This window comes from Chryseobacterium sp. GVT01B, assembly GCF_019970045.1.
Taxonomy (GTDB): Bacteria; Bacteroidota; Bacteroidia; order Flavobacteriales; family Weeksellaceae; genus Chryseobacterium.
Genome location: NZ_JAHXYI010000006.1, coordinates 457,269 through 481,141, shown reverse-complemented (window position 1 = coordinate 481,141; position 23,873 = coordinate 457,269). Strand labels below are relative to the sequence as shown.

The 23,873-nt window shown below is 34.8% G+C and carries 19 protein-coding genes; 11 read left to right on the top strand and 8 right to left on the bottom strand.

Going from position 1 to position 23,873, the window contains the following annotated elements; genetic code table 11:
* Window positions 1-67 precede the first annotated feature (67 nt).
* The gene (locus LC457_RS17070; protein WP_223600961.1) at window positions 68-655 is read right to left on the bottom strand and encodes a TetR/AcrR family transcriptional regulator; all 588 of its coding nucleotides are present in this window, start codon (window positions 653-655) and stop codon (window positions 68-70) included.
* A 310-nt stretch (window positions 656-965) separates the two neighbouring features.
* On the opposite strand from LC457_RS17070, the gene LC457_RS17065 reads away from it, so the two are divergent.
* From LC457_RS17065 to LC457_RS17055, 3 genes are all read left to right on the top strand, one after another.
* Complete coding sequence (locus LC457_RS17065; protein WP_223600960.1) at window positions 966-1,841, top strand: helix-turn-helix transcriptional regulator; 876 nt, start codon at window positions 966-968, stop codon at window positions 1,839-1,841.
* Window positions 1,842-1,907: 66 nt separating this feature from the next.
* Complete coding sequence (locus LC457_RS17060; RefSeq protein WP_223600959.1) at window positions 1,908-3,074, top strand: iron-containing alcohol dehydrogenase; 1,167 nt, start codon at window positions 1,908-1,910, stop codon at window positions 3,072-3,074.
* Between the two features lie 192 nt (window positions 3,075-3,266).
* Window positions 3,267-4,454, top strand: coding sequence for an alpha/beta hydrolase-fold protein (locus LC457_RS17055; RefSeq protein WP_223600958.1), 1,188 nt, complete (start codon window positions 3,267-3,269; stop codon window positions 4,452-4,454).
* 57 nt (window positions 4,455-4,511) lie between these two features.
* Here LC457_RS17055 and LC457_RS17050 read toward each other — a convergent pair whose 3' ends face one another.
* Both LC457_RS17050 and LC457_RS17045 read right to left on the bottom strand, forming a co-directional pair.
* Entirely contained in the window at window positions 4,512-5,747 is a 1,236-nt protein-coding gene (locus tag LC457_RS17050) for a PKD domain-containing protein (RefSeq protein ID WP_223600957.1), read from the bottom strand.
* 343 nt (window positions 5,748-6,090) lie between these two features.
* Window positions 6,091-9,090: a reprolysin-like metallopeptidase gene (locus LC457_RS17045; RefSeq protein WP_223600956.1), complete on the bottom strand. Its 3,000-nt coding sequence runs from the start codon at window positions 9,088-9,090 to the stop codon at window positions 6,091-6,093.
* 241 nt (window positions 9,091-9,331) lie between these two features.
* Between LC457_RS17045 and LC457_RS17040 the strand changes: the two genes are divergently transcribed.
* Window positions 9,332-10,726 (top strand): LuxR C-terminal-related transcriptional regulator, encoded by a 1,395-nt coding sequence (locus LC457_RS17040; protein WP_223600955.1) that lies wholly within the window; start codon window positions 9,332-9,334, stop codon window positions 10,724-10,726.
* A 163-nt stretch (window positions 10,727-10,889) separates the two neighbouring features.
* Here LC457_RS17040 and LC457_RS17035 read toward each other — a convergent pair whose 3' ends face one another.
* Both LC457_RS17035 and LC457_RS23420 read right to left on the bottom strand, forming a co-directional pair.
* Window positions 10,890-11,078, bottom strand: a complete 189-nt coding sequence (locus tag LC457_RS17035; protein WP_223600954.1) for a hypothetical protein — start codon at window positions 11,076-11,078, stop codon at window positions 10,890-10,892.
* Window positions 11,075-11,209, bottom strand: a complete 135-nt coding sequence (locus LC457_RS23420) for a hypothetical protein (RefSeq protein ID WP_262904083.1) — start codon at window positions 11,207-11,209, stop codon at window positions 11,075-11,077. The genes LC457_RS17035 and LC457_RS23420 overlap by 4 nt, the downstream gene beginning before the upstream one ends.
* A gap of 229 nt (window positions 11,210-11,438) precedes the next feature.
* On the opposite strand from LC457_RS23420, the gene LC457_RS17030 reads away from it, so the two are divergent.
* Window positions 11,439-12,788 carry a hypothetical protein gene (locus LC457_RS17030; protein ID WP_223600953.1) on the top strand — a complete coding sequence of 450 codons (1,350 nt, stop codon included), beginning with the start codon at window positions 11,439-11,441 and terminating at the stop codon, window positions 12,786-12,788.
* Window positions 12,760-12,858 carry a hypothetical protein gene (locus tag LC457_RS23525; protein WP_374200557.1) on the top strand — a complete coding sequence of 33 codons (99 nt, stop codon included), beginning with the start codon at window positions 12,760-12,762 and terminating at the stop codon, window positions 12,856-12,858. The genes LC457_RS17030 and LC457_RS23525 overlap by 29 nt, the downstream gene beginning before the upstream one ends.
* An 88-nt stretch (window positions 12,859-12,946) precedes the next feature.
* On the opposite strand, the gene LC457_RS17020 is transcribed toward LC457_RS23525, so the two are convergent.
* Together LC457_RS17020 and LC457_RS17015 are read right to left on the bottom strand one after the other, a co-directional pair.
* A complete protein-coding gene (locus LC457_RS17020; protein ID WP_223600952.1) occupies window positions 12,947-13,384 on the bottom strand; it encodes a hypothetical protein in 438 nt (145 codons plus the stop codon).
* Between the two features lie 50 nt (window positions 13,385-13,434).
* A complete protein-coding gene (locus tag LC457_RS17015; RefSeq protein ID WP_223600951.1) occupies window positions 13,435-16,257 on the bottom strand; it encodes a T9SS type B sorting domain-containing protein in 2,823 nt (940 codons plus the stop codon).
* Window positions 16,258-16,950: 693 nt separating this feature from the next.
* Between LC457_RS17015 and LC457_RS17010 the strand changes: the two genes are divergently transcribed.
* Entirely contained in the window at window positions 16,951-17,706 is a 756-nt protein-coding gene (locus LC457_RS17010) for a response regulator transcription factor (protein WP_223600950.1), read from the top strand.
* A 168-nt stretch (window positions 17,707-17,874) separates the two neighbouring features.
* On the opposite strand, the gene LC457_RS17005 is transcribed toward LC457_RS17010, so the two are convergent.
* A complete protein-coding gene (locus LC457_RS17005; protein ID WP_047377503.1) occupies window positions 17,875-18,234 on the bottom strand; it encodes a hypothetical protein in 360 nt (119 codons plus the stop codon).
* Window positions 18,235-18,485: 251 nt separating this feature from the next.
* Here LC457_RS17005 and gndA point away from each other — a divergent pair, with 251 nt between their 5' ends.
* The 4 genes from gndA to LC457_RS16985 all read left to right on the top strand — a co-directional run bounded on the left by gndA (window position 18,486) and on the right by LC457_RS16985 (window position 23,456).
* Window positions 18,486-19,904: an NADP-dependent phosphogluconate dehydrogenase gene (gndA, locus tag LC457_RS17000; protein WP_223600949.1), complete on the top strand. Its 1,419-nt coding sequence runs from the start codon at window positions 18,486-18,488 to the stop codon at window positions 19,902-19,904.
* 11 nt (window positions 19,905-19,915) lie between these two features.
* Window positions 19,916-21,397, top strand: a complete 1,482-nt coding sequence (gene zwf, locus LC457_RS16995) for a glucose-6-phosphate dehydrogenase (RefSeq protein ID WP_223600948.1) — start codon at window positions 19,916-19,918, stop codon at window positions 21,395-21,397.
* Window positions 21,398-21,424: 27 nt separating this feature from the next.
* Window positions 21,425-22,135, top strand: coding sequence for a 6-phosphogluconolactonase (gene pgl, locus LC457_RS16990; protein WP_223600947.1), 711 nt, complete (start codon window positions 21,425-21,427; stop codon window positions 22,133-22,135).
* Between the two features lie 682 nt (window positions 22,136-22,817).
* A complete protein-coding gene (locus LC457_RS16985) occupies window positions 22,818-23,456 on the top strand; it encodes a TetR/AcrR family transcriptional regulator (protein WP_223600946.1) in 639 nt (212 codons plus the stop codon).
* Window positions 23,457-23,873 lie beyond the last annotated feature (417 nt).

Sequence of the window (23,873 nt, the reverse complement as noted above, 5' to 3'; positions counted from 1 at the left end):
TTATACTTTTTATAAAGTTTTATATTAAATTTATATGACCGATCGGTCATATTTTTGATAAAAAAAATTACACTCTGTTTTCCTCAATCATTTTTTTCAGGCTGTTTCCGATAACCTCCATTCTGTCATTGTTACCAGACATTCTCGACATTAAGTGACCTCCTTCAAGCATGGCAAAAAGAACGGTTGCAAAATCCGACGGGCTCCAGTCTGCTCTGAATTCTTTATTGGCAATTCCCTTCTCGATAATACCGGTAAGTAATTTCTGTCCCTGTTTAATCGCACGGTTTACCTTTTCTTTGACTATAGGATTGGTGTCATCAGCTTCCATTCCAAAATTTAATAGAGGACAGCCTCCAACAACCGGGGGATGATTGGGATCACTAAAAAAATCAATATAAGCTAATAATTGTTCTTCAGCAGTTTTATGGCCACTCAAAACTCTTTGAAGTCCGTCAGTTAATAGTTTCATATTATGCTCAACGGCAGCGCAGGCAAGAACGTCCTTATTTTCAAAATGAACATACATACTGCCTTTAGACAACCTGGTCGCTTCCATAATATCACTCATAGAAGTAGCTGCAATCCCTTTTGTATTAAAAATAGGTGCTGCTTTTTCTATAATGAACTGTCTGGTTTCTTCCCCTTTTGCCATGATGAGTTTAAATAATGATGCAAATATATGACCGATTGGTCATAAAAACAAAATCTTTTTAACTTTTTTTTACTATCTGTTTTTAAAATACTGTAAATCAAAATTTTAAATGTTTTCATAAACTCGCCAGCAAAATAAAATTTCACTTAAGAATATTAAATTGAGCCGGAATACGATTTCAAAATGGAAAAACTGTTTTTTGATGTAAGGTCTTATGATACTTCAAAAATTGTTGCACTCGTTATTTATCATTGCTGATAATGGTTTATATCCTTTTTTTAATCATAAATTTGCCTTGGTAAAAGGAATTATGAAGAAACTGGAGATCAAAAAAAATATTCAGAAGCAGGAAGATAAAAATCTGTCTTTCCGGGTTTTTGATTTGAATAACGATCATTTGGATCACTATACAAAACCCCATAAAAAGGATCACTTTTGCATTTTTATTGTAGAACAGGGAAAACTTCAGATTTATATTGAAGATAAGGTTCATTGGATAAAAGCAGGAAAAATCTCTGTGATATTTCCGGAGCAGGTACACTGTGTTGCGCAGTCAAGTGAAGATCTGATCGGGAAAATTATTCTGTTTGAGGAAATCCTGTTTTGTTCGGATATTCTGAAGAATGAGCTGAGTACTTATAATGTCAATCTTTCTACACAGCTCAACTGCACAATACTTTCCCGTGAGGATTTTGAACAAAGCATACACAACATTTCAATCATTCAAGAAATTTATGAACAGCCAACCCTAATAAAGAAAGAACAGGCAAGGTTTTATATCAAAATTATTCTTCTTGGGCTTATTGAGTCCATTCACGGTTTACATCCTGTTTTACATGAAAAAACAACGGACCAGCCTGTCTATGTAAAGTTTAAAAAGCTGTTGAATGAGCATTACAAACAATACAGAACCGTTCAGTATTATGCAGAAGAATTGGCTATTACGACTAAAAAGTTAAACTCTATTACTAAAAAACATTGCGGAGAGACCGCCATTCAGGCAATACACAACCGCATTTTAACGGAAATTAAACGACAGCTGATGTTTTCCGATCTTTCCCATAAAGAAATTGCTTTCGATCTTGGTTTTAATTCTCCTTCTGCTCTTAATAAATTTGTAAAAGCAAAACTCAAAGAAACTCCCACCGAACTTCAGCAGGAATTGGCGCAAATGTATAACGCATAGTCCCGTTTGTATAACAGGGCTTGTGAGGGCTTGTCTAATTTTGTCTTATTAAAATCAGATAAGAAAATGAGCAAATTATTTATTGCAGGCGAAGTCTTCCATGGTGCGGGAAGTCTTGACGAATTAAAAAATATTCTGGGAAAAAAAGCCGTTATTGTAACAGGTGGAAGTTCCATGAGAAAAAGCGGAACTCTTGACAAAGCGGTAGCGTACCTTAATGAAGCAGGAATCGAAACACGGATTTTTGAAGGGGTAGAAGAAGATCCATCATCAGCAACATGTCTGAAAGGTGCAGAGGTCATGAATACATTTCAACCTGACTGGATTATCGGTTTAGGAGGATGTTCAGCAATTGATGCTGCAAAAATCATGTGGGTATTTTACGAATATCCTGAGGTGGAATTTGATGCTTTGATTAAACCCTTCACAGTACCGGTTCTGAGAAATAAAGCTAAATTTATCGCTATTCCTTCTACAAGTGGAACTGGAACTGAAACTACTGGTCTTGCGGTAATTACCGATAGAGAAAAAGGAGTGAAATATCCTGTTGTTTCTTACGAATTGACACCGGATATCGCGATTATTGATGGAGAAATCTGTGCTTCAATGCCAGCTCATGTGACGTCCAATACAGGACTTGATGCTTTAACACACTGTGTGGAAGCTTATGTTTCAAATATTGATAATAATATTGCTGATGCCTTGTCTAAAGGTGGTTTAGAGATTGTTTTTGATAATTTAAAAGAAGCAGTAGAAAATCCGGGGAATATTCAGGCTCGTCAGAATATGCATGATGCATCATTTATGGCTGGTTTAGCCTTCAACAATGCATGGTTGGGAATTGTACACTCTTTGTCTCATCAGGTAGGAGCCTTGTATGGAATTCCTCATGGAGCTTCAAACGCTATTTTTCTTCCGAATGTGATCCGTTATAATGCGCTGGCTACAGAACGTTATCCTGATCTGGCAAGAGTAATCGGGAAAGAAACTACCGAAGAACTGGCTCAGGCTATTGAAACATTACGTTCCGAAGTCAACAATCAGTCAGCGATCAAAGATTTCGGAATTTCAAGAGAAGATTGGGATAAAAACCTTGACTATATTGCAGCCAACGCTTTGGCAGACCCTTGTACAGGTTTCAATCCGAGGGTTCCGGTTTTGGAAGAACTGAAAGCTATATACAATGCTTGTTATGAAGGTGTTGTGTATGCAGAAGAAGTTGTTGCAGAATAGTCTTTATCATTCAATAATATTGTGATACCCTAGTGGTAGTAATGATATAGTAAAAAGAGAGCTCAATTTGAGTTCTCTTTTTATTTAATGTTAGAAAAAAATATCACTGCTTATTTGTAAGTAATTTGCCGTATATTAGTTTTATTATATTGTTAATCAATATGATATTGTAATTGAGTAAATCCAGGAACCATGAACTTGAAAGTGTTTATAATAAGTAGAGTTTTTCTTTTAACAATATGCGGTCTGATTCAGATTCAATTGTTAAGTGCACAGGAGAATCTTCCTGTAAGAACACAATTGAAAAAGATTATTCACTCTGAAATACTAGATGAAAACAGGACATTATGGATTAATCTTCCGTCTGATTATACTGAAAGTGATCGGATATATCCAGTGATTTATCTGTTGGATCCGGACCTGAATTTTGCTTACGTAAGCGAACTGGAAAAATTTCTTTCTGACCGTTACAGAATTCCTAAATCAATTGTGGTAGGAATTGTAAATACGGATCGGGTAAGAGATTTTACTCCTATACATTCAGTTACATTTCATGGCAAAGTCGACAATAGCCTGAGTACTACCGGAGGCGCAAAAAAATTTCTGAACTTTCTGAAAACGGAAGCTATTCCGTTTATAAAGAATAATTTTCGGGTTGCTCCCTATTATATTCTGGAAGGTCACTCACTGGGAGGTTTGTTTGCGCTTTACTGTAAAAAAGAAGACCCTGAACTTTTTCAGTCATATATCATTATCAGTCCTGCAATATACGATGGAAATTCAGAAATACTAAAACAGTTTCCTGATGCATTGAATAAAAATAACAATAACACTAACAAGGTCAGCTATCTGCAGCTTTCTATAGGCGATGAGCCTGATGGGAGAGAACCTTTAAATACTTTGCATGAACAGCTTAAAAAATATGCGCCAAAGTCTTTAAAATGGGATTTTAAAACCTACATGAATGAAGATCATTTTTCAGTTGGATACCAAAGTATGTATGACGGGCTTAGGTTTATCTATTCAAAATGGTTTATTAATCCAAGAGATTCCTCTGCAATACGATCATTTTCTGATATTAAAACACATTATGATTTTCTTTCCAGGGAATTTGGATATACTATTGTTCCTGATGAAGATTTTATCAATGATTCAGGATACCAAAGGTTAAATAATGGGGATTTTCAGCATGCAATAGAAATTTTCACAGAAAATGTGAAGGAAAATCCCAAGTCTGCTAATGCATATGATAGTTTAGGAGAAGCTTATATGAAAAGCGGTAACAATAGGCTGGCTATTGAAAATTATGAAAAGTCAGTTCAGTTAAATCCACAAAACGATAATGCTGTGAAGATTTTGCAGGAATTGAAAAGGAAATAATCTTCCCTGACTTTGCATTAAAAAGCAGAAACTTTTGGTGTTTCTGCTCTTTTTTAGTTATTTAATGATAATCTTAATGCTTTCTTTCTGCTTATTTTCATAAAGAATACTGATTACGTAAGCTCCTTTACTATATGTTGAAAAATCTATTTTCATATCATGAACATGAAGGCTTTTCCAATCGGCAATTTTTCTTTGCGCCATATCATAAATAATAACGTCTTTCATTTTTTCTTTACTGCTGATATAACAAAAATCTGTAACAGGATTGGGATAAAATGTAAGCTCGGGCTTTATGTTAGAATTCATCGTTCCGAGCGAAGCAATACTGATTATTTTCGTAAAGGTTTCTAAGCAGGAATTTTTATTGACAGTAAGGGTAACCGTATAATTTCCCGGAAAAGTATACTGATGAACAGGATTCAGGGAAGGGTCTGTAGTACCGTCTCCAAAATTCCATAATACTGAAGTCTGATTGGCAGAATGATTGGTGAAGTTTACCGTTGTTCCATTGATTACTGCTGTAAAATCTGCATGAAGATGGAATGCGTTGCTGTTCCATTGTGCAGAATTATTGAAAAAAACCTGATCCGCAATATGCTGAAAATTTTCGGCAGTGTTCTGTGGTAATCCGTTATAAAAAGTAGATGGAAAGACATGATCCTGGAAAATTGCTGAATATACAGAAGCTGCCACAAGATAACTTCCTTTCGGTCCCGGATGAATATCATTGTATGATCCGTGAAGAGCAAGATCCTGAGTAGTATTGTAATAATTCCTTGCAGATTCACCGGCAGGAACCATTTCCACCTGCATTAGATTAGACATCTTAGTAATGGAATCCTTTATTTTTTGCTGAATAGTAAAATAAGTGTTGTATTCATTGGCAGAAGGGACGCCATAGGGAATTTCATAGAGAAATATTTTAGAACACGGACTGTATTTTCGGATAGAATCCCTGATCTTGCGGCCACGTTCAGCGGTAATAGCCACAGGAAAGGAATAACCTGGGGATTCAGCACTTCCGGGCTGCAGGATAACATATTTGTAATTTTTAGATCTTATTTTCTGATACAATGATGCATCATCAACGTGATTTACAAAACCGGTTCCTCCCGGAGTATGTGTTGTTATGGAAACATTTTTTCCTTTTGAAGCTGCTATATTTTTAAATATTTCAGGCATGTCATTAAAGTACGTGATACTGTTTCCTATAAACAGAACCTCATCGGATTGGGCGAATGATAACATTGAAAATCCGATACATATTAAAAAGAGTAGTTTTTTTATCATATATTATTTTTTTTGAAATGTAATTTAGAAAAAGGTACCTGCAGAAAACCACTTATCTTGCAGGTACGCAATACAAACGACGAATTAAAAATGTTTTTTTTAAATATAGATTGATATATATTATCTTTTTTTGAACGGTAATTCCTGTAAAAGGTACCTGCAGTAAATCACTTATACTGCAGATACACTACTAAAAAATGATTAAAAATTGTGTTTTATGATATCGTTTTATCTTTTTTATATAATCATGAATTACTTGTTGATTGTATTTAATAATTGATGAAAAAAGTACCTGCAGGCAGTAATAATCTTCCGCAGGTACACGGTACACTAATTATTACAACTATTTCTTGATTAGTTTTGTATTATAAGTCGTCTTATCATCCTTTATGGTGATGACATACATTCCTTTGATCAGTGAAGCAACATTGATTCTCTGACTCTCCAGTTTTCCTCCCTGAACAAGTCTTCCTTCTGCACTGTAGATTTTGTAATCAGCTTTACCTTTCAGGTTTTTCACCTCTACAAATGTATCTGCAGGATTAGGATAAATTTCAATATCAGATGAGGACTGCGCTGATTCTTTGACCCCAAGAGCAGCGCTGATCTTTACAGAGAAATCCCATACTGAACCACGAGAGAAAAGATTACCATTATCATCTACAGAAGGACTTGTACATGCATCAGCAGAAGCATTGAAAAATCCGCTGGCTACTCTCATTCTTAATGTTTTGTCACCATTATAGGCATCAGCCGGAACTGCAAATGCAAAGCTGCCCTGATGTCTTCCATTGGCATTAGGAATGGCTCCATTAATACCTATTCTCTCTGAAGCTTCAAACACTCCGTTTCTGTTGTAATCAATCCATACCTGCACCCAATCCTGGAATGCCCCTCCCGCACGATTGGCATAAACGATATAGTTCAGATTATACTGAGCACCCTGGGTAAGCTGGATCAGTTTCGCTGGGTCTTCAGAATAATCTTTATAAGCATGCTGAACGGTGGTTCCGTTACCTGCTAAATCTACATTGGCCAAAGTTACCCTTAATATACCGCTGAAATACTCCATATTGGTAGTGTTACCTCCTGTAGTCATCAGACAGTAATCATATCCGGTGCGTAATCCTTTTGTTTTAAAATTATAGACAGGTGAAAACCCTCCGGGAACATTATTGATCACAGATGCAACACGAACTTCATAAGAAGTTTCATCTTCAAGATTACTTAATAGTATAGAACTAACCGGGCTGGCAGCATTAGACCAGTTTGCTGTTCCTACTTTTCTGTAGTTTACAGAATAGGTTGCCCCGGGTACATGGTTCCAGGAAACGGTTGCTGAGGTTTTTAATATATCATTCTCAAAGGCAGTAAGACCTGTTGGTGGATTGTTTAAAGAAGCCGGAGCATTTCCTACAGTCACTGTAGGGGAGACAGCATAAAATATATTACCTACAGCTGAAATTCTCAGCTTAATATTTCCCTGCAGCGTCGCGGGCATCTGTATTTCAAAACTACCGTCATTAGGAGTTGAAGCTACCAGTTCTGTCCATGCTGATCCATTAGTTAAATCGGTTGTATATTCAATTTTTACATTGGCTGTGTTGTATGGAGCCTGGTTTGTATTGGCAACATCCCAGGAAATAGTATTGGTCGCATTGTTATACAGAGTAGAAGAAGCTGTTAACCCTTTAAACTTGAAAGGTCCGTCATTTCCAACAGTTACTGTATTTTCAGCAGAAATAGTCAGCGGTCTGTTCGGATTGTTATCACGTACAGATACAGCATAATGTAAGACTCTTGGAATATAGGAAACCGTTTCCCACGTGTCTTTATTAGTCAGTTTCCCACTCATAACAATAGGAAGGCCTGGAAAATATCTTCTTCCGGAAGCAACAGCAGGATAAGAACGGGTAAGAGATCCTTCGGGATTAAAGCCCCAGCCGCTGTCTCCTGAGATTGAACTTGTAGATCCCACGCTGTCATACTGTTCCCAGTTATAAGTTATCTGATCTCCATTGGCATCTACTGCATTAGCATCCAGGTAATACGCTGTCCCTTTAGGAATGTTATAGGAGATAAGCGGAGTAATAGCTGGTGCATTATTGTTGGCGATATTTTGAGCTACTCCGCACCCAACTTTAGCTTCAAGGTTGGTAAGGATTTGATTGATTGATGAATAATGAAAATAAGCATCACTGTTCATCTGAACATTATTGGCTGTAATCCCGGCATATGCCATAATGGTTGTTCCTCCTCCCGGTTCCACATTAACGCCTGAGCTTTCTGTAACCGTAGAATAGGTATGGTTTCCTCCAAGCTGATGTCCCATTTCATGAGCTACATAATCAATATCAAATGTGTCTCCCACAGGATTCTGGTTTTGAGTAAAGGCTGAACCTTTACCTAGTGGCTCTGCAACTGTTGGATCGGTACATATACAGCCAATACATCCAGCATTTCCGTTTCCTCCAGCTGCATTAAATACATGCCCGATATCATAATTGGCATTACCTACCTGAGCGGTTAAAGTTTGTTGCAGTTGACCATTTAAATCATCTGTATAAGGATCATTAGCGGGATTGGCATAGATAATATTGGGTAAATTCTGTATATTCAGGTGAATGGCAAATTCTTTTTCAAAAACACCGTTTACACGGGTCATAGTATTATTCATCTGGGCGAGTGCTCCTGCAACACCTCCAAAAAGTGCTGTATATTCACCTGTTGCAGACAAAGCAAGTCTGTAAGTTCTGTACATGGATGCAGCAGGTCTTCCTGTAATATTAATTCCTGCAAGTTTGTTTTTTCCTGCTTTTCTTAAAGTGTGAAAATCCTGTTCTTTTTTACCTTCCATGCAGGTAAATCCTTTTTCAGAATCTGTTCTCTGCGTTTTATAAAATACACCATAAGTCTTTTTATCAGCTGTAACGGGTTCTATAAACTGGAATTTACCGTCCTTGATGATCATAGACTGTATTTCTGTAGGGGATGTGCTGAATCTTACATATTTGGAAGGATCATCAATCCCGACACCTACATAAGAGCCTAATCCATATTTTTCAGCCAATGATTTTTCCATTACCGGATTGCTGTATACTGCAAACTTTTCTACAGTTCCTTCTGCCGTTGGTAATTGAATTGTTACTGCTTTTGCATTAGCACCTGTTTCCTCTGCGTTTTTTAATAACTGAATTAAAGTAGTAATATCAGTTTTGTAAGCATACTGGATTTTTACCTCTCTTCGGATTTCAGATACTTTCTGTGAAGCCGGTTCCCACTTTTGGGCATTGGAAAGACAGAAGCCTGATATCAAAAATAATGATAATAGAGTTTTTCTCATTTTAAAAAATTAGGTATTTAACAATGGTATTTGAATGTTGAATATAAAATTCGAGTATTCAAAAGTAATTGCTAATTTTGTAATTCAAACGATGTATGTTTGCGGTTTTGTTACATAGAGTATATGATACGTATGTGTTTTTCGGCAGAGCTGCATTGATGTAGTATTAATATTGTATTTAGATTTTAGTGGGATTATGGTAAAAAGACTGATTTTTTTGCTCTTTTTGATTTCTTCCTTTTTGTACTCACAGCGTACTGAGGAAGAACTGAAGAATGTTCTTTTTGATATAGATTATTCCAGCGCCGGACCCAAAGAAATAGAAAAAATTGACAGTCTTATTAAGGTATGTAAAAAAGAGTCCTATAATAATTGTGCCGCATTAGGATATCTTAAGATTGCCAATATCTATGATAAACTTAATGATACAAAAAAATCTTTCTATTATATCAATAAAGTAGAGAAAGAAAACCTGATCAATTCCAGCACTGACTTTGAAGTTATATTTTACCTTCATCTACAGAAATCTTTCTTATACCAGAAATTAGGGGAAAGAGTTTCTTCTTTTAAAGAACTGGATGAGATTTATGATGATGCAATGAAAACCAATAATGCCTATTTTATTTACTTAATTAACCGGCAGTATGCCAGTAAATATGATGAAGTCAATAAGAAGGATCTGGCATTAAAGTATAATAAAACAGCTTATAAATATTCTAAAATTTACAGAGAGAATAAAGGTAACCTTTACCGGATAGATAAAAACAGATTGAGTAACAGTTATAAAACCTCAGCTTATCTTGGCGGTATATATACAGATCTCAATAAATTGGATTCAGCAAAAATCTATATTGATGAAGCGATTCAGAATGAAAAAAAGATAGATGATATTGGGATAAAATATATTACTGCTTTCTATGCCGGAAGATATTTTAAAGCCATTAAAAATGTCTCACAAGCTCAGCATTATTTATGGATCTCTAAAAATATTGCTAAAAATTACTATAAAAGTGAAAATTATCAAATAGCTGTAGCAGGTGAACTTAAAGCTTTATACCAGAGTGTGGGACAAAAAGACAGTATTGGCTATTATTCTAACTGGCTGCTGGATATAGAGTCTTCAAGCAGTGAACAATACCGGACTTTAAATGATACTGTAGATAAACAGAACGAATTGGAAGCCACTAAAAGAAAAAAAGAAACAAAAAGCCTCTTTTTCATCTTATCCGTCAGTGTTACCATTTGTATTCTTTTTATTTTTCTTTTCCTGTATTACTACAGAAAGCACAAAAGCAAGAATTTGGACAAGATTGATGTTCCTCATCAGTCACCCGTTCAGGAGAGTATTTTTAAAGAATTGATACAGCTTGCCAAAGAAAACAATCCTGAGTTTTTGACCCGTTTCAATGAATATTATCCCCGTTTTTCAGAAGAGCTGTTAAAAGTTTCTCCTTTAAAAATATCGGAAATAAGATTCTGTGCTTACATCTATCTGAATTTTTCTACCAAAGAGATTTCAGATTATACATTTACCTCAGTGAGAACGGTACAGACCAAAAAGTATAATCTAAGAAAAAAACTGAATATTCCCAGTGATATGGACATCTATGTGTGGTTTTCCAAATTATTGAAATAAGGGCTGAAGATATATATAAAAACAAAGGCTATTCCATTAATGAAATAACCTTTGCCGTCAATGTGAAAAAGTATAAATTGTTTTGAATTTTAAAATTTAAAAAAAGTACCTCCAGGGAAATAACACGCAACCTGCAGGTACACGATTTCCTAATTATTAAAAACTATTTTTGATTCTGAATAATAGGTGTTATTTTTTGATCGTTTTTATTGTTTTTAAAGTCCCGTCCGTCATTTTTAAAGTAATGAAATACAGTCCTGATTTTAAATTCATTCAAATACATCTGAGATGTAGGTTTTTCAATGGTTTTAACAGATTTTCCTGAAACATCCGGAACCCAAACCGACTTCACTTGTTGGTTGTAATAGCTGCAAAAGCTAAGTTTGCTCCTACAGTAAGGGATTTTGCTCCTGAGCAGTTGTCATTTTGTATTCTTACCAATATGGTGGCCAATAAAAATATATAGGGTAATAAATTTTTCATAGTAATTAATAGCATTTTAAATTTTGATCAATTTTCTATCTTATTGTAAAAGCATAGAATAATTTTCGGGGCAAAAATAATTGCTAAATCTGTAATTTAAATGGTGTTTAATTATATTTTTATGATGTTGTGTATGTGATACGTAGGTGGTTTGAGTGGTACGGTAGAGGGATAGTATTAATATTGTATTTCAGATTATGAATACACCATGATACAAAAGCTGACCTTCTTGTTTTTTTTAATTTCCTCATTTTTTTATTCACAGCAAACGGAAGAAGAACTAAAAAGCATTCTTTTTGATATTGAGTTTTGCACTGCAGGTTTAAAAGAAATACATGAAATTGACAGTATTGTTACCATTTGCCGGAAGTATTCTTATCATGATGGTGCAGCATTGGGCTGCCTTAAAATAGCCAACATTTACAATAAAAATAATGATGTAAAAAAAGCATTTTATTATATTGATAAAGTGGATAAAGAGGGCTTAATTAATGAAGAATCAGACTTTGAAATCGTTTTATATCAGCATATGATTAAGTCTATGCTTTATTATAACCTGGGAGAAAGGGTGACAGCCTTTGGTCTTCTGGATGAAATCTATGAAGAGACAATAAAGCAAAAGAATGCGTATTACACTTACCTGATCAATTGGCAGTACGCAGGGTTTTATAATGAAATGAACCAGAAGGAAAAAGCACTGGAGAAAATAAAAATCGCTTATAAATATTCAAAAATATACAGAGAAAATAGAAATCACAGATATAAAATACACAAAGCACAGCTGAGTTGGAGTTTTATGACAACCTCTTATCTCGCTGCAATATACATTGATATGGGCAGGCTTGATCTGGCAAAAGGTTATATTAAGGAATCCCTCGATGATCTAAAAAAAAAGGATAATAAGAGTTTAGTATACTTTAATCTGTTCAATGCAGCAAAATATTATAGAGCTGTTAAAGATTTCAAAAGTGCCCGGCATTACCTGTGGATCTGCAAAAAAATTGCGGGACATCATTTTAAGGATGAATTTCATCAAAAGTCTGTAGCCAAAGAACTGAAGAGTTTATATGAAGAAATGAAGGAAAAAGACAGTACAGCATACTATGTAAATCAGTTACTGGATATTCAAACGGCAAAAGAAAAACAAAATCAGGTTTTAAAAGATATTATTGATAAAAAAGATGAGGCAGAGGAAAGAAATGAAAAAAAACTGACACAAGGCCTTTTGTTTATTTTATTTGCCAGCGGAGTAATATCTGTTCTTTTTATATCCCTGTTCTTACACTATTACAAAAAATATAAAAGTAAAAACCTGGATAAAATAGATATGCCACACAAGTTGCCGGTACAGGAGTGTATTTTTAAAGAAGTAATACAGCTTGCTAAAGAAAATAACCCTGGGTTCCTGATCCGTTTCAATGAATATTGCCCCCGTTTTTCTGATGAACTCCTTACTGTTTCAGATTTAAAAATAACAGAAATACGATTTTGCGCTTACTTATACCTGAATTTCTCTACAAAAAGAAATCGCAGAATATACATTTACTTCAGTGAGGACCGTACAAACCAAAAAATATAATATCAGAAAAAAACTGAATATTCCTGGTGATACAGATATTTATGTCTGGTTTTCCAGATTGTTGAAATAAAGAATAACAGATATTAAAAATAAAAGAGACTGTTTCACTTAGGAAATAGCCTCTTGTTTTTAAATTAACACTCTGTTGATGCCAGTCATTAATTTTTTATGGTGGAAATATGGATGCACTTTTGTCCATTAAAATCTGCAAGTTCAATGTTGATGATCATTTCACTGTAGACCCTGATAGAGGTGTCATTAAACTGATATCCTTCAATAAACACGGGGCTGTCTTTAGGAAGATTGCTCTGCTCATTAAGCATTTCCAATGATAAACTGTCAGGATAGCCTTCATTTTTTTTAAACTTGATCTCTATTAAGCCGTTGTCAGCAAGGTAATCGAATTTCTTTAAATGAGAAGGCAGGCTGGCCTTGGTTTTATAAACGTTTACTTTTTCAATACTGTTTTTATAAAGATCAAACATCTTGGCAGTTCCTATGGCATCATTGTAAACCGCAAATTGAACGTTGCTGTTTTTCTGGCCCCAAAGTAAGCCTGAAGTGATGATTAAGAATATATATAATAACTTTTTCATAATAAAAATAGAGGTTTAAATGTCCAATGATTTACTGTGCAAGGTTGGAACTAATTCCTGTTTTTTACTACAACCCATCCCGTGTATTTTATTGGAGTTTGTTTTGTATTATTCTCATTCCAGCCCATATCAAACCAGTAGGTTCCGGTAGGTACCTTTTTACCATCCGTGGCTCCGTCCCATTTAAATCCGTTTAATTTATTTCCTACATGAAGCTTACTTCCATATCTGTCATAGATGCTGAAGGTGAAATTATTTTTATTTGCCAAAGCAGAATAATCAAGGACGTCGTTGATTCCGTCACCGTTAGGAGTGATAACATTGATCAGATTAGGAACCGTAATTTCTACCTGTAGAGGAACACATTTGTATGAATCCCTTACATAGAAAGTATGGCTTCCACGAGATATATTGGTAAATATATTTTCATCCTGCCAGTTGATATTGTCCATCGAATACTGATAAGGTGCTGTTCCTGCAATTACGTTTAAAGTAACCGTATTATTGTTAATAGCAATATCTGAAATAACAGGATTTTCAGAAGCGTATACTTTCACTGTTTGTCTGGTGGTGCATTCTCTGGTTTTCAGATCTACCCAATAGGCTCCAACCCCTACATTCTTGATGGATTGTGTTGTTGCTCCCGTACTCCATTCATAAGATGTATAGCCTGGTCCTGCATCTAATGTTGTCGTATTTTCCATACAGATAATTTTATCCTTTAATACTTCTGAGTAGGTAGGAGGAATAACAGTAAGGGTTACTTCTGCAATTTTGTAACATCCGTCGGTATTGCTTACCTTGATGTAAACCACACCGTTAGGAGCAATGTAATTGGCTGGATTCAGAATTTCATTTGTCCCGTTATGCGCATCAGTAGGAGACGGATAATACTTCTTAATTGTTCCCGGTTGTATATTAACTCCAGCTGTTGTTAAATTAAATACTCCAAGCACCGGATCAGATGGCTGGAAACATGATCTTAAGGCTGCATCTTTGACGATTGGGCTTTCAGAAACCGTTAATGTTACAGTTACCTGCTCACAATCTGTAAAATCCGGGTCGTTTCCACAAAACTTATAAACAATAGTATCAGTACCCAAATAACCGAAGTTGGGAACATAGTTAATAACTCCTGCTGCATCAATGGTAGCTGTACCGTTTGCCGGAGGAGTAATGATAGTCACCGTACTTGGAACATAAGTTTGGGTAGAATTGGTAAATTCTGGTACGATAGCCTGTTGTCCTTCACAAACAGTAATCGCTTTTGCAGATTCCACAAGGCATGTATATACTTTATAAACCGGGGTAGTTGCCGGTGTACATGTACTTACTGAAATTTTCACTGTATAATTTCCTGAAACCAACGGAGCATGAGTGTTGGTATTGGCTCCGGGAATAGGGTTTCCGTTCAGGAACCATTGGTAAGTGTCGTAGCTGTCATTTACTTCCAGTACAATACCCGGAATACAATCTCCTGTTTTTTTTGAAATCAGCGGGATAGAAGAGAAACCGGCAAAATAACCTCCGTATCCGGATGTACTGTAACCACCGTTAATACCAGCTGTTACAGCTTTGTCAGAAACCACCGTTACATTTCCTGTGATAGATGGTATAGCATATGTTACCCAGCCGCTATTTCCTGTCAATGCGAAAGGTCCTTCTGCAGTGGTGGGAGTATTTCCGTTTACCGTTACATTAGCTCCGGTTTCCGTTAAAATATTCAGCTTTACAACAGCTCCGGTTGGGACAGTACTTGTTACTCCTGGCCCTGTTGGCATTTCATTTATTTTCCCGATTTCTTCAATTTTTCGAGGTAAAAAACAGTTCAATGGCGGGATATAATTGAAACCACAGGTTGCACTGCTGTTATTCACAGAAACCAGCTGATATAAATAGACATTTTTTGAAGTCGTAATAAACATATTAAAGTGCCCGGAATTTCCCTGCTGAACATAGTTGCTTCCTGAAACTCTGTAAAATTCCCCACTGTTGATGGTCGCAATAGGAGTGTTGGAACCATTTATGAATATTTGGGTATTGTTCTCTGTTCCTACAATGATGCCACCTTCCAGATCGGCATTGGTAGATCTGGTTCTTACCATAGCAAAAGTGCTTCCCAGTCTATCCGTAGGTACGGCCTGATCAAGAATCGCATCTGATCCCATACTAGTATTACTTCCAAAATTTCCATTGACATTTCCGTTGGTAAGTGTAATCGGTTTATCGGAAACAATTTTAGCTCCAATAAAAGCCGATATATTTTGACCTCCCACTCCCGGACCTCCTGCAAAAATAAAAGATTGTCCTTTGTTAAGAGTAATTGTTTGCGAGTGGGTTGCTGGTATTCCTCCAAAAAATGTGACATTTGAGTTCCATGTAGTAGTGATAACTGTATTATTTTCTGTTGCCAATATACCTGCAGTGAAGTTATATAAAGATGATGATGCGGTACTAGGAGTTCCGGCTACATAAAACTCTTTACCGATCCCGGCTTTTCCCTTACTTGTTAGAATTTCAGCGTGTGTAGTATTACTTACCATTCTTAATGAACAGTAGAATGGCTTGGTTCCTTGTACATATAAACCTTTATTGATAGTGGTAAAGGCATCTGATTTAACATTAGCAGCTATAATTTCAGCCGGTACCACAAAAATCTGAGGAGCCCCTTTGCTGATGGTTACATTACCAATCGGGACGTTATTACTGTTAATTGTAACAACAAAAGGAGTTACAGAATCGGTAGAAAGATATAGTGCCTGTGTATAATTTACAGAGGCATAATAAGGTGCAAACCAATGATCTGTGTCTCTTTGAGCCAAAAGAGGTAAGCTCAATATCAGGAACAATAAACTAAATATAAAACTTTTCATGCATTGCTGAATTTTGAATCTAAAAATTACGAATTCTTTTTTAAAAAATGATTATGATTACTTTATTAATTTTTTATGAATTATATGTTTCAATGTGTTATTTTCTATCAAAAAAGTAATCAATAGATTAACAGAGAAATAACAGGATATAAAATTGATGGAATGTCTTCAAAGGTAAATTAGTGTTGGTTTGATATAAAACATCCGCTTATAAGCCCATTAGTTAAGTAGTTTTTAATAGGTCTAGATTTCTTCATTCTTATATATTTCTTAGATTAATCTCTATTTTATGTTTAGGGTAAAAATAATTTAATTAAAATATAAAATGGCTATACTTTTGTATAGTTTTTAAATCAAAGTTTAATGAATTAATTTGAAATAAACTTTTGTTGAAGTGCTTTAGTAAAGAGAATATTCAATTTTTTTTTTAATAATAAAAATTTTTTTTTGATTTTTTAAACTTAATCCTGTTTCTTTACATGCATAATACATAAAAGTTTCTTTTTAAATATTAAATATTTATTAAAATTAGTTAATTTTATGTGTTTTTTGTTGTTAAAATAAATGTTTTGCAAACTTACATTTAATTATAATTAATTTTTGATGTTTTTTTTATTTAAATTAATTATGAATATGTTTGCAAAAGTAATCAATAGAAAAATAGTTTTTCACCCTTATTATTATGTCAAGAATATGAGTGATAAAATAAATTTATTGTATCCCGGGAACACGTCTGGTGCAACAATTTTTGAAAAAGAGAGTACAAACGAATATTTTAATGTGCTCAAAGCAGTATTGGGAACCAGTATGGGTTCTGTTTATATTGAAGATCTTAATACCAGAAAACTAGAATTTATTTCAGGGAATCCACTTCTTTTCTCAGGCTTTCGGGCTGCTGAGGTTGAAAAAATGGGTTATAATTTTTTTCGGAAATATGCCAAGAAAGAAGATCTTGAAATACTACGAAGAGTGAGAACTACTGGCCTTAAATTCTTTGAATGTCTTTCACCTGAAGAGAAAAAGGTACACACCATTACTTATGATTTCCATCTTAAAAATGAAAATAGTATAGATGTGCTTGTCAATCAAAGAATTACGCCTATAGAACTTAATAATGATGGCGAAATTTCTAAAATAGCCTGTGTAGTATCCTATTCCCTTAATCGGACTGCAGGAAATATCCGGATCATATCCAATATCTCAGAAACGTATTGGAAATATAATCTCTTTACAGGAAAATGGACAGAAGAATGTAAAATCACCTTAAAAACAAGGGAAATTGAAATTATAAGACTTTATCTTCAAGGATTAAAAATAGAAGAAATTGCAGAACAATTGTTTGTATCACCCAGCACCATAAAATTTCACAGAAGTAAATTATTCGAAAGAATTGGCGTGAAAAATATTATCGAAGCAATCTCCTACGTAATTACGAATAATTTGATTTAAACCTTAATTTTCCTAAATGTATTTCAGGTCAAAAGTGCTGAAAAACAAATAATCTTTTTCCGGGTAGTTTTACAGTTTTAGGAATAATAAATCTCTCTGCTTCTTATGCAGTATATTTTTTTGAAAATTGTCTCTCCACAAACATAGAGAGACAATCCTCAGAACAGCTTAATTAAGCTGGTAATTTGTGATCACTAAACTCAGGATGAAATGAACATAATTTTCTTCTACCTCTTTTCTGTTGATCAATTTGTTTTTGTACTCATAAGAATTCAGGTCTCTGGATAATTTCTGATATGTTTCAAAATCATCACCTTTAATCTTTACTCTTATATTACCATCTCTTCTGTTGATAATTACATCATCCAAAGTTCTTACTTTAAATAAAACTTCACATAATGTAGGACGAGCCTTCATTGACCCGATATATCTTTCAACTATATTAATCTTGAACGAATCAAATTTGATGGTATTAAAAACGATTTTAGAATTAGGCTCCTGAGTGTTGAGTTCAAGTTTATAGTTCATTACTTTATAAATTTTGGCAAATATAAGTTTAATTATACCAAAAAACAGACTGTTTTAATAGATCATTACCATAATAATGATTGAATTTTATTCTATAAAAAGAAAACCATGTGAAAATGTGAATATTAGTGGCTTATAAATGAAGGGAAAACAGAAGTCTTATGAATTTTTTTCTTCCTTTATTTTTTTCCTTATAAGCATTTACGTAATTTTATTCTCTGTAATTAAAAATTCATATTAATACCAATATAATGGAAAGATATAGTTATGGAATAGTTGGCCTTGGAGTAATGGGACGGAATCTTCTTTACAATATTGCTGACAACGGATTTTCAATCGCAGGATTTGACCTTGATCAGGAGAAAGTAAAAGAATTAGAGAACGGTGCCACTTCAGAAATGAATGTAAAAGGTACAGGCTCTTTAGAAGATTTTGTATCAGCATTAGAAGTTCCAAGAAAAATTATTCTTATGGTTCCTGCAGGAAAACCTGTAGATGCAGTGCTGGAAAACATTACCCCGCTTTTGAATGAAGGTGATATCGTAATAGATGCAGGGAACTCTTATTTTGAAGATACCAACCGACGTGTTGCTGATCTGGCATCAAAAAAACTGCACTTTATGGGAATGGGAGTTTCAGGAGGAGAAAAAGGAGCCAGAAGAGGTCCGAGTATAATGCCTGGAGGCGACCTGGAAGCTTTCAAACTTCTTAAGCCAATGCTTGAAGCTATTGCTGCAAAAGTAGACAACGAAGCGTGTACAGCATATATGGGGAAAGGATCTGCCGGGAACTACGTGAAAATGGTACACAACGGTATTGAATATGCCATTATGCAGCTTATCAGTGAAGCTTATGATCTGCTTAAAAGAGGCGCCGGACTGAATAATGAACAGCTATATGAAGTTTTCAGAGATTGGAATAATGGAGAAATGAATTCATTCCTTATTGAAATTACCAGAGATATTTTTACTCAGAAAGATTCATTCACAGAAAATTATCTTGTTGATCAGATTTTAGATAAAGCTGGCGCAAAAGGAACCGGAAAATGGACTTCTGAGCAAGCCATGGAAATTGGTGTTTCTATTCCTACCATTGATATTGCGGTAACTTCAAGAATTTTATCTGCTTATAAAGAGGAGAGAGTTCAGGCTTCTAAAATATATACTGAAAAAGAAATCATAAAGCCTGAAAATACAGAATTGTTTATCAGGGAAGTGGGTGATGCTCTTTTTCTTTCAACATTAATCAGCTATGCACAAGGTTTGTCTTTACTGGTAAAGGCATCCGCGGAATACGGTTTTGAAATTCCATTGAAAGATGTTGTGAAAATCTGGAGAGGAGGATGTATCATTCGCTCTGTATTGCTGGAAAAATTCTATTCTGCCTATACTCAAAACCCTGATCTTTCTAATATTCTGCTTGATCACGACATTTCTGAATTGGTAAAATCGAAAATCAAAGCCCTGAGAAAAACAGCCGGATATGCTGCTGCAAACGGCATTTCAAGTTTGGGAATCCAGACAGCTTTGGGATATTTTGATGCCTACACAACAGAATCTCTTCCTGTGAATCTGATCCAGGCTCAACGTGATTATTTCGGAGCTCATACTTATCAGCGTACCGACAGAGAAGGAGTATTTCATACTTCTTGGCAAACTGCAAACAACTAAAACTCGGAAAAATGAATCAAAATAGAATCTTGCAGCCAACAACAATCGTTATTTTTGGTGCTACAGGAGATCTGGCAAAAAGAAAACTTTTTCCGGCATTTTATAACTTATACATCGACGGCAGAATGCCCAAAGGCTTCAATATTGTGGCATTGGGAAGAGCCGAAAATACCGATGAACTTTTTAGAAATTATATCAAAGAAAATCTGGAAAGTTTTTCCAGAAAAAAAGTGACTTCCGAAGACTGGGCAGGTTTTCAGGCTCATATTACTTACTTCCAGCATCAATTGGATGAAGAAAGTTCTTATCAGAATCTGCAGCAGAAATTGCAGGATTTTGATGCTGTTTACGGAATGAGAGCCAACAGGTTATTTTATCTTTCAATAGGACCTAATTTCATTTCTACCATTTCCAATCATATCAAAACGACAGCTTTAGCTTCCGATCCGAAAAAAGACCGTATTATTATTGAAAAGCCTTTTGGCCACAATAAACAGTCGGCGATTGAACTGAATAGTCTTCTGGCAAAAACATTTGAAGAAGAACAGATCTATCGTATTGATCATTATCTGGGCAAGGAAACGGTACAAAATATATTGGCATTCAGATTCGGAAATTCTATTTTTGAACCTTTATGGGATCATAAATATATAGAATCAGTACAGATTACCGTAGCGGAAGAAGTAGGAGTAGAAACAAGAGGTGCTTTTTATGAGCAGACAGGAGCTTTGAGGGATATGATTCAGAACCATTTGTTGCAGATTCTGTGTATGGTGGCTATGGAACCGCCGGCTTCCTTGAAATCAGGTGAAATAAGAGACCGCAAAGTTGACGTTCTGAAATCAATTCGCAGAATTTCTCCAGATCAGGTTGATCATTATGCGGTAAGAGGGCAATACGGAAAAAGCACAATAAACGGGGTAGATGTGAAAGGCTATCGCCAGGAGAGCGGTATTGCTGGAGATTCCAATACGGAAACTTTTGCAGCGATAAAGTTTTATCTGGACAACGAAAGATGGCAGGATGTTCCTTTCTACGTTCGTACAGGAAAGAAAATGAAAGAAAAGCATTCTTATATTACCATTCAGTTTAAACCGCTTCCTCATTCCACATTCTCAGACAGTCCGCATCTTTTATCAGCTAACAGGTTGATTATTAATATTCAGCCGATGATGGATATCAGATTACAGTTTATGACGAAAAAACCGGGACTGACCTTGGATTTGAAGCCTGCAGAAATGATTTTTGATAATTTTGCCTGCCAGGATGATACTCCGGAAGCTTATGAAACCTTACTGCAGGATGCTCTTTTAGGAGACCTTACCTTATTTATGCGTTCCGATCAGGTGGAAGAAGCCTGGGATGTGGTTACAACAATACAGGAAGCCTGGGAGAATAATAAAGATTTATCATTCCCGAATTATAAAGCAGGAAGCTGGGGACCCGAAGATGTTAATGCTTTGGTGGAAAGACAAGGACACAGCTGGGTATAAACAATATAAAATTTAAACAGACAAAAAATGAATATTACAGTATTTGACGATCTGGAAAAACTGTACAAAGAGGCAGCAGATGCATTTGTTGACCTTTCAAAAAAATCTATTCAGAAAAATGACCGTTTTGTAGTTGCATTGAGTGGAGGATCTTCTCCCAAAGCTATTTTTAAACTATTGGCGACTCAGAAATATGCAGAGCAGATTGAATGGAATAAAGTTTACTTTTTCTGGGTAGATGAAAGATGGGTGCCTTTACATGATGATAAAAGCAACTTCAGAATGACGGATGAAGCTCTTCTCAGCCAGGTTCCTGTTGATAAAAACCATATTTTCCCTATGTATGCTGAAGGGAAAACTCCTGAGGATTATGCAAAGACTTACGAAGAGCAGATCAGAAGTGTTCTTGGCAATGAAGGGGTTTTTGACTTTATCCTTTTAGGAATGGGAGACGATGGTCATACCGCTTCTTTATTTCCCGGTGAAGAGGTTTTAAATGAAAAAGAAAAATGGGTTTCTGCCTATTATCTGAAACCTCAGGAAATGTTCAGGATTACTTTGACTGCACCTGTAATCAATAACGCTGAAAATATTCTGGTAATAGCGTTTGGCGAATCCAAAAAACATGCATTGAATGAAGTGCTGAACGGTGAGTATAATCCATCATTATATCCATTACAACTTATTGAGAAAAAGGATGGGTATCATTTTTTTACTGACGAAAAAGCAAAAGGATAACAAACTTTTCTGACCTTTAAAAATAAGAGACTGTCCTAGGGCAGTCTCTCTCTTCATATCAACTATTCTATACCGAAACCGGTATATGCAATTTTCTGTACTTCAAAATCAAAATCTGACTTTTAAATTTAAAAACAGCATCATTAAAGAGCTAATGATACTGTTGCATTTAGTGTTTTTACCTTAGTTGCTTGTTTTCGAAACTTTTTAATTTTTCTCAACTCAATAGTGCTTCTATGTAAAATGGTTATTAGTTTGAAGCAAATATACAAAATAAGACACTTGAAAGTGTCTAAAATGAAAAAAAAATTAAATTATTTTTTTTCAATGTTTAATTGAATTGAGAAAAACCAGTGATAGAAGGTATTTCAAGCCAGAAATAAAATCAAAAAAATTAAAAGGAATGGGTATTTATACCTGAAAAATGTAAGAACTTATTTCTGTTAAATAAAAACAGCACCATAAAAATGATGCTGTGAGTAATGTTTTACCTCAGTCATGGAATGTTCATACATTTAAACTGAGGGAATTAACGGTACAATCTGATCTCACTCAATCTCACAACTTTGATCGTTCGTTTATATAAAATGGTTATTAGTTGATGCAAATATACATATTTAGACACTAAAAAGTGTCTAAAATGAAAAAAAATTCATAAACTTGTAGGATTGAAAAGTTTACCATGGAAAGAAAGTCAGCAGCGGGAAGTATCCGGAACAAGGAACGCAGTAAAAAAAAATTTTTGGAAGCAGTAGGAAAAATACTGAGAACAAAAGGACATACTGCTTTGAAAGTGACTGACATTGCTGCTACAGCCGAGGTAGATAAAAAGATGATCTATAATTATTTTGGAGGGATAGACGGGCTTATAGATGAATATATCCGGTCTCAGGACTACTGGAGTAAAGTAACTATTGATGAAGTAGACAAGATAAAACCCAAACTGGATGACGGCGGACAGTCTTTCATGGAAGAAATGCTTCTGTCGCAATTTGACTATGTCTACAAAAGCAAAGAAGCGCAAAAATTACTTCTATGGCGCATCTCAGAATCAAGAAAATCACTAAGAAAACTTACCGATACTCAGGAAGAAAACGGAGAATATATTTTTAAACTCCTGATGGATTCTCATTTCAAAGATCATGCTGAAGATGTACGTGCGATAATGGCTATCCTGGTTTCCGGACTTTATTATCTGAATATGTATGCTGCGATGAATGGCAGTATTTTCTGTGGAATAGATGTAGACACCTCTAAAGGACGGGATAAAATTAAAAGTGCAGTTTCTTTTTTATTGAACCAAACCTATGAGAATCTGTAATATTTAGTTTGTTATATTATTATGGAAAAAAACAAAACCATTAGAAATCTCTAATGGTCAATTGTGTTGTTGTGTTTCTACCTTAGTTGTTTCGTGTTCGAAATTGTCTTAAAGTAAGGGAACCTAAATAAAACAGTCTGAATTGTCTTATTTTTCAACCTAAAAGTGTTTTAAGATATGTAGATGGTTTTAGTTTGTACAAATATATAAAATAAGACACTACGAAGTGTGTAAAATAATAAAAATTTTATGAATTTTATTTAATGTTTTGATTTTCAGGTTATTAATTTTATTTTATAAGAAATTACTATCTGAATGATGCTGATACGCTGTTACAATCTGAATAGTTTTTAATTTTCAATCTCGATAGGGTTTTATATATTAGATGGTTTTATTTTGTACAAATATATATAAATA

What these genes read in the sequence shown, in the direction of transcription:
- LC457_RS17055 (WP_223600958.1), top strand. Translation starts at nt 3,267, where the DNA reads ATGAACTTGAAAGTGTTTATAATAAGTAGAGTTTTTCTTTTAACAATA.
- LC457_RS16985 (WP_223600946.1), top strand. Translation starts at nt 22,818, where the DNA reads ATGGAAAGAAAGTCAGCAGCGGGAAGTATCCGGAACAAGGAACGCAGT.
- LC457_RS23420 (WP_262904083.1), bottom strand. Translation starts at nt 11,209, where the DNA reads ATGAAAAATTTATTACCCTATATATTTTTATTGGCCACCATATTGGTA.
- gndA (WP_223600949.1), top strand. Translation starts at nt 18,486, where the DNA reads ATGGAAAGATATAGTTATGGAATAGTTGGCCTTGGAGTAATGGGACGG.
- zwf (WP_223600948.1), top strand. Translation starts at nt 19,916, where the DNA reads ATGAATCAAAATAGAATCTTGCAGCCAACAACAATCGTTATTTTTGGT.
- LC457_RS17010 (WP_223600950.1), top strand. Translation starts at nt 16,951, where the DNA reads ATGAGTGATAAAATAAATTTATTGTATCCCGGGAACACGTCTGGTGCA.
- LC457_RS17005 (WP_047377503.1), bottom strand. Translation starts at nt 18,234, where the DNA reads ATGAACTATAAACTTGAACTCAACACTCAGGAGCCTAATTCTAAAATC.
- LC457_RS17060 (WP_223600959.1), top strand. Translation starts at nt 1,908, where the DNA reads ATGAGCAAATTATTTATTGCAGGCGAAGTCTTCCATGGTGCGGGAAGT.
- LC457_RS17015 (WP_223600951.1), bottom strand. Translation starts at nt 16,257, where the DNA reads ATGAAAAGTTTTATATTTAGTTTATTGTTCCTGATATTGAGCTTACCT.
- LC457_RS17050 (WP_223600957.1), bottom strand. Translation starts at nt 5,747, where the DNA reads ATGATAAAAAAACTACTCTTTTTAATATGTATCGGATTTTCAATGTTA.
- LC457_RS17065 (WP_223600960.1), top strand. Translation starts at nt 966, where the DNA reads ATGAAGAAACTGGAGATCAAAAAAAATATTCAGAAGCAGGAAGATAAA.
- LC457_RS17045 (WP_223600956.1), bottom strand. Translation starts at nt 9,090, where the DNA reads ATGAGAAAAACTCTATTATCATTATTTTTGATATCAGGCTTCTGTCTT.
- LC457_RS17070 (WP_223600961.1), bottom strand. Translation starts at nt 655, where the DNA reads ATGGCAAAAGGGGAAGAAACCAGACAGTTCATTATAGAAAAAGCAGCA.
- LC457_RS17020 (WP_223600952.1), bottom strand. Translation starts at nt 13,384, where the DNA reads ATGAAAAAGTTATTATATATATTCTTAATCATCACTTCAGGCTTACTT.
- pgl (WP_223600947.1), top strand. Translation starts at nt 21,425, where the DNA reads ATGAATATTACAGTATTTGACGATCTGGAAAAACTGTACAAAGAGGCA.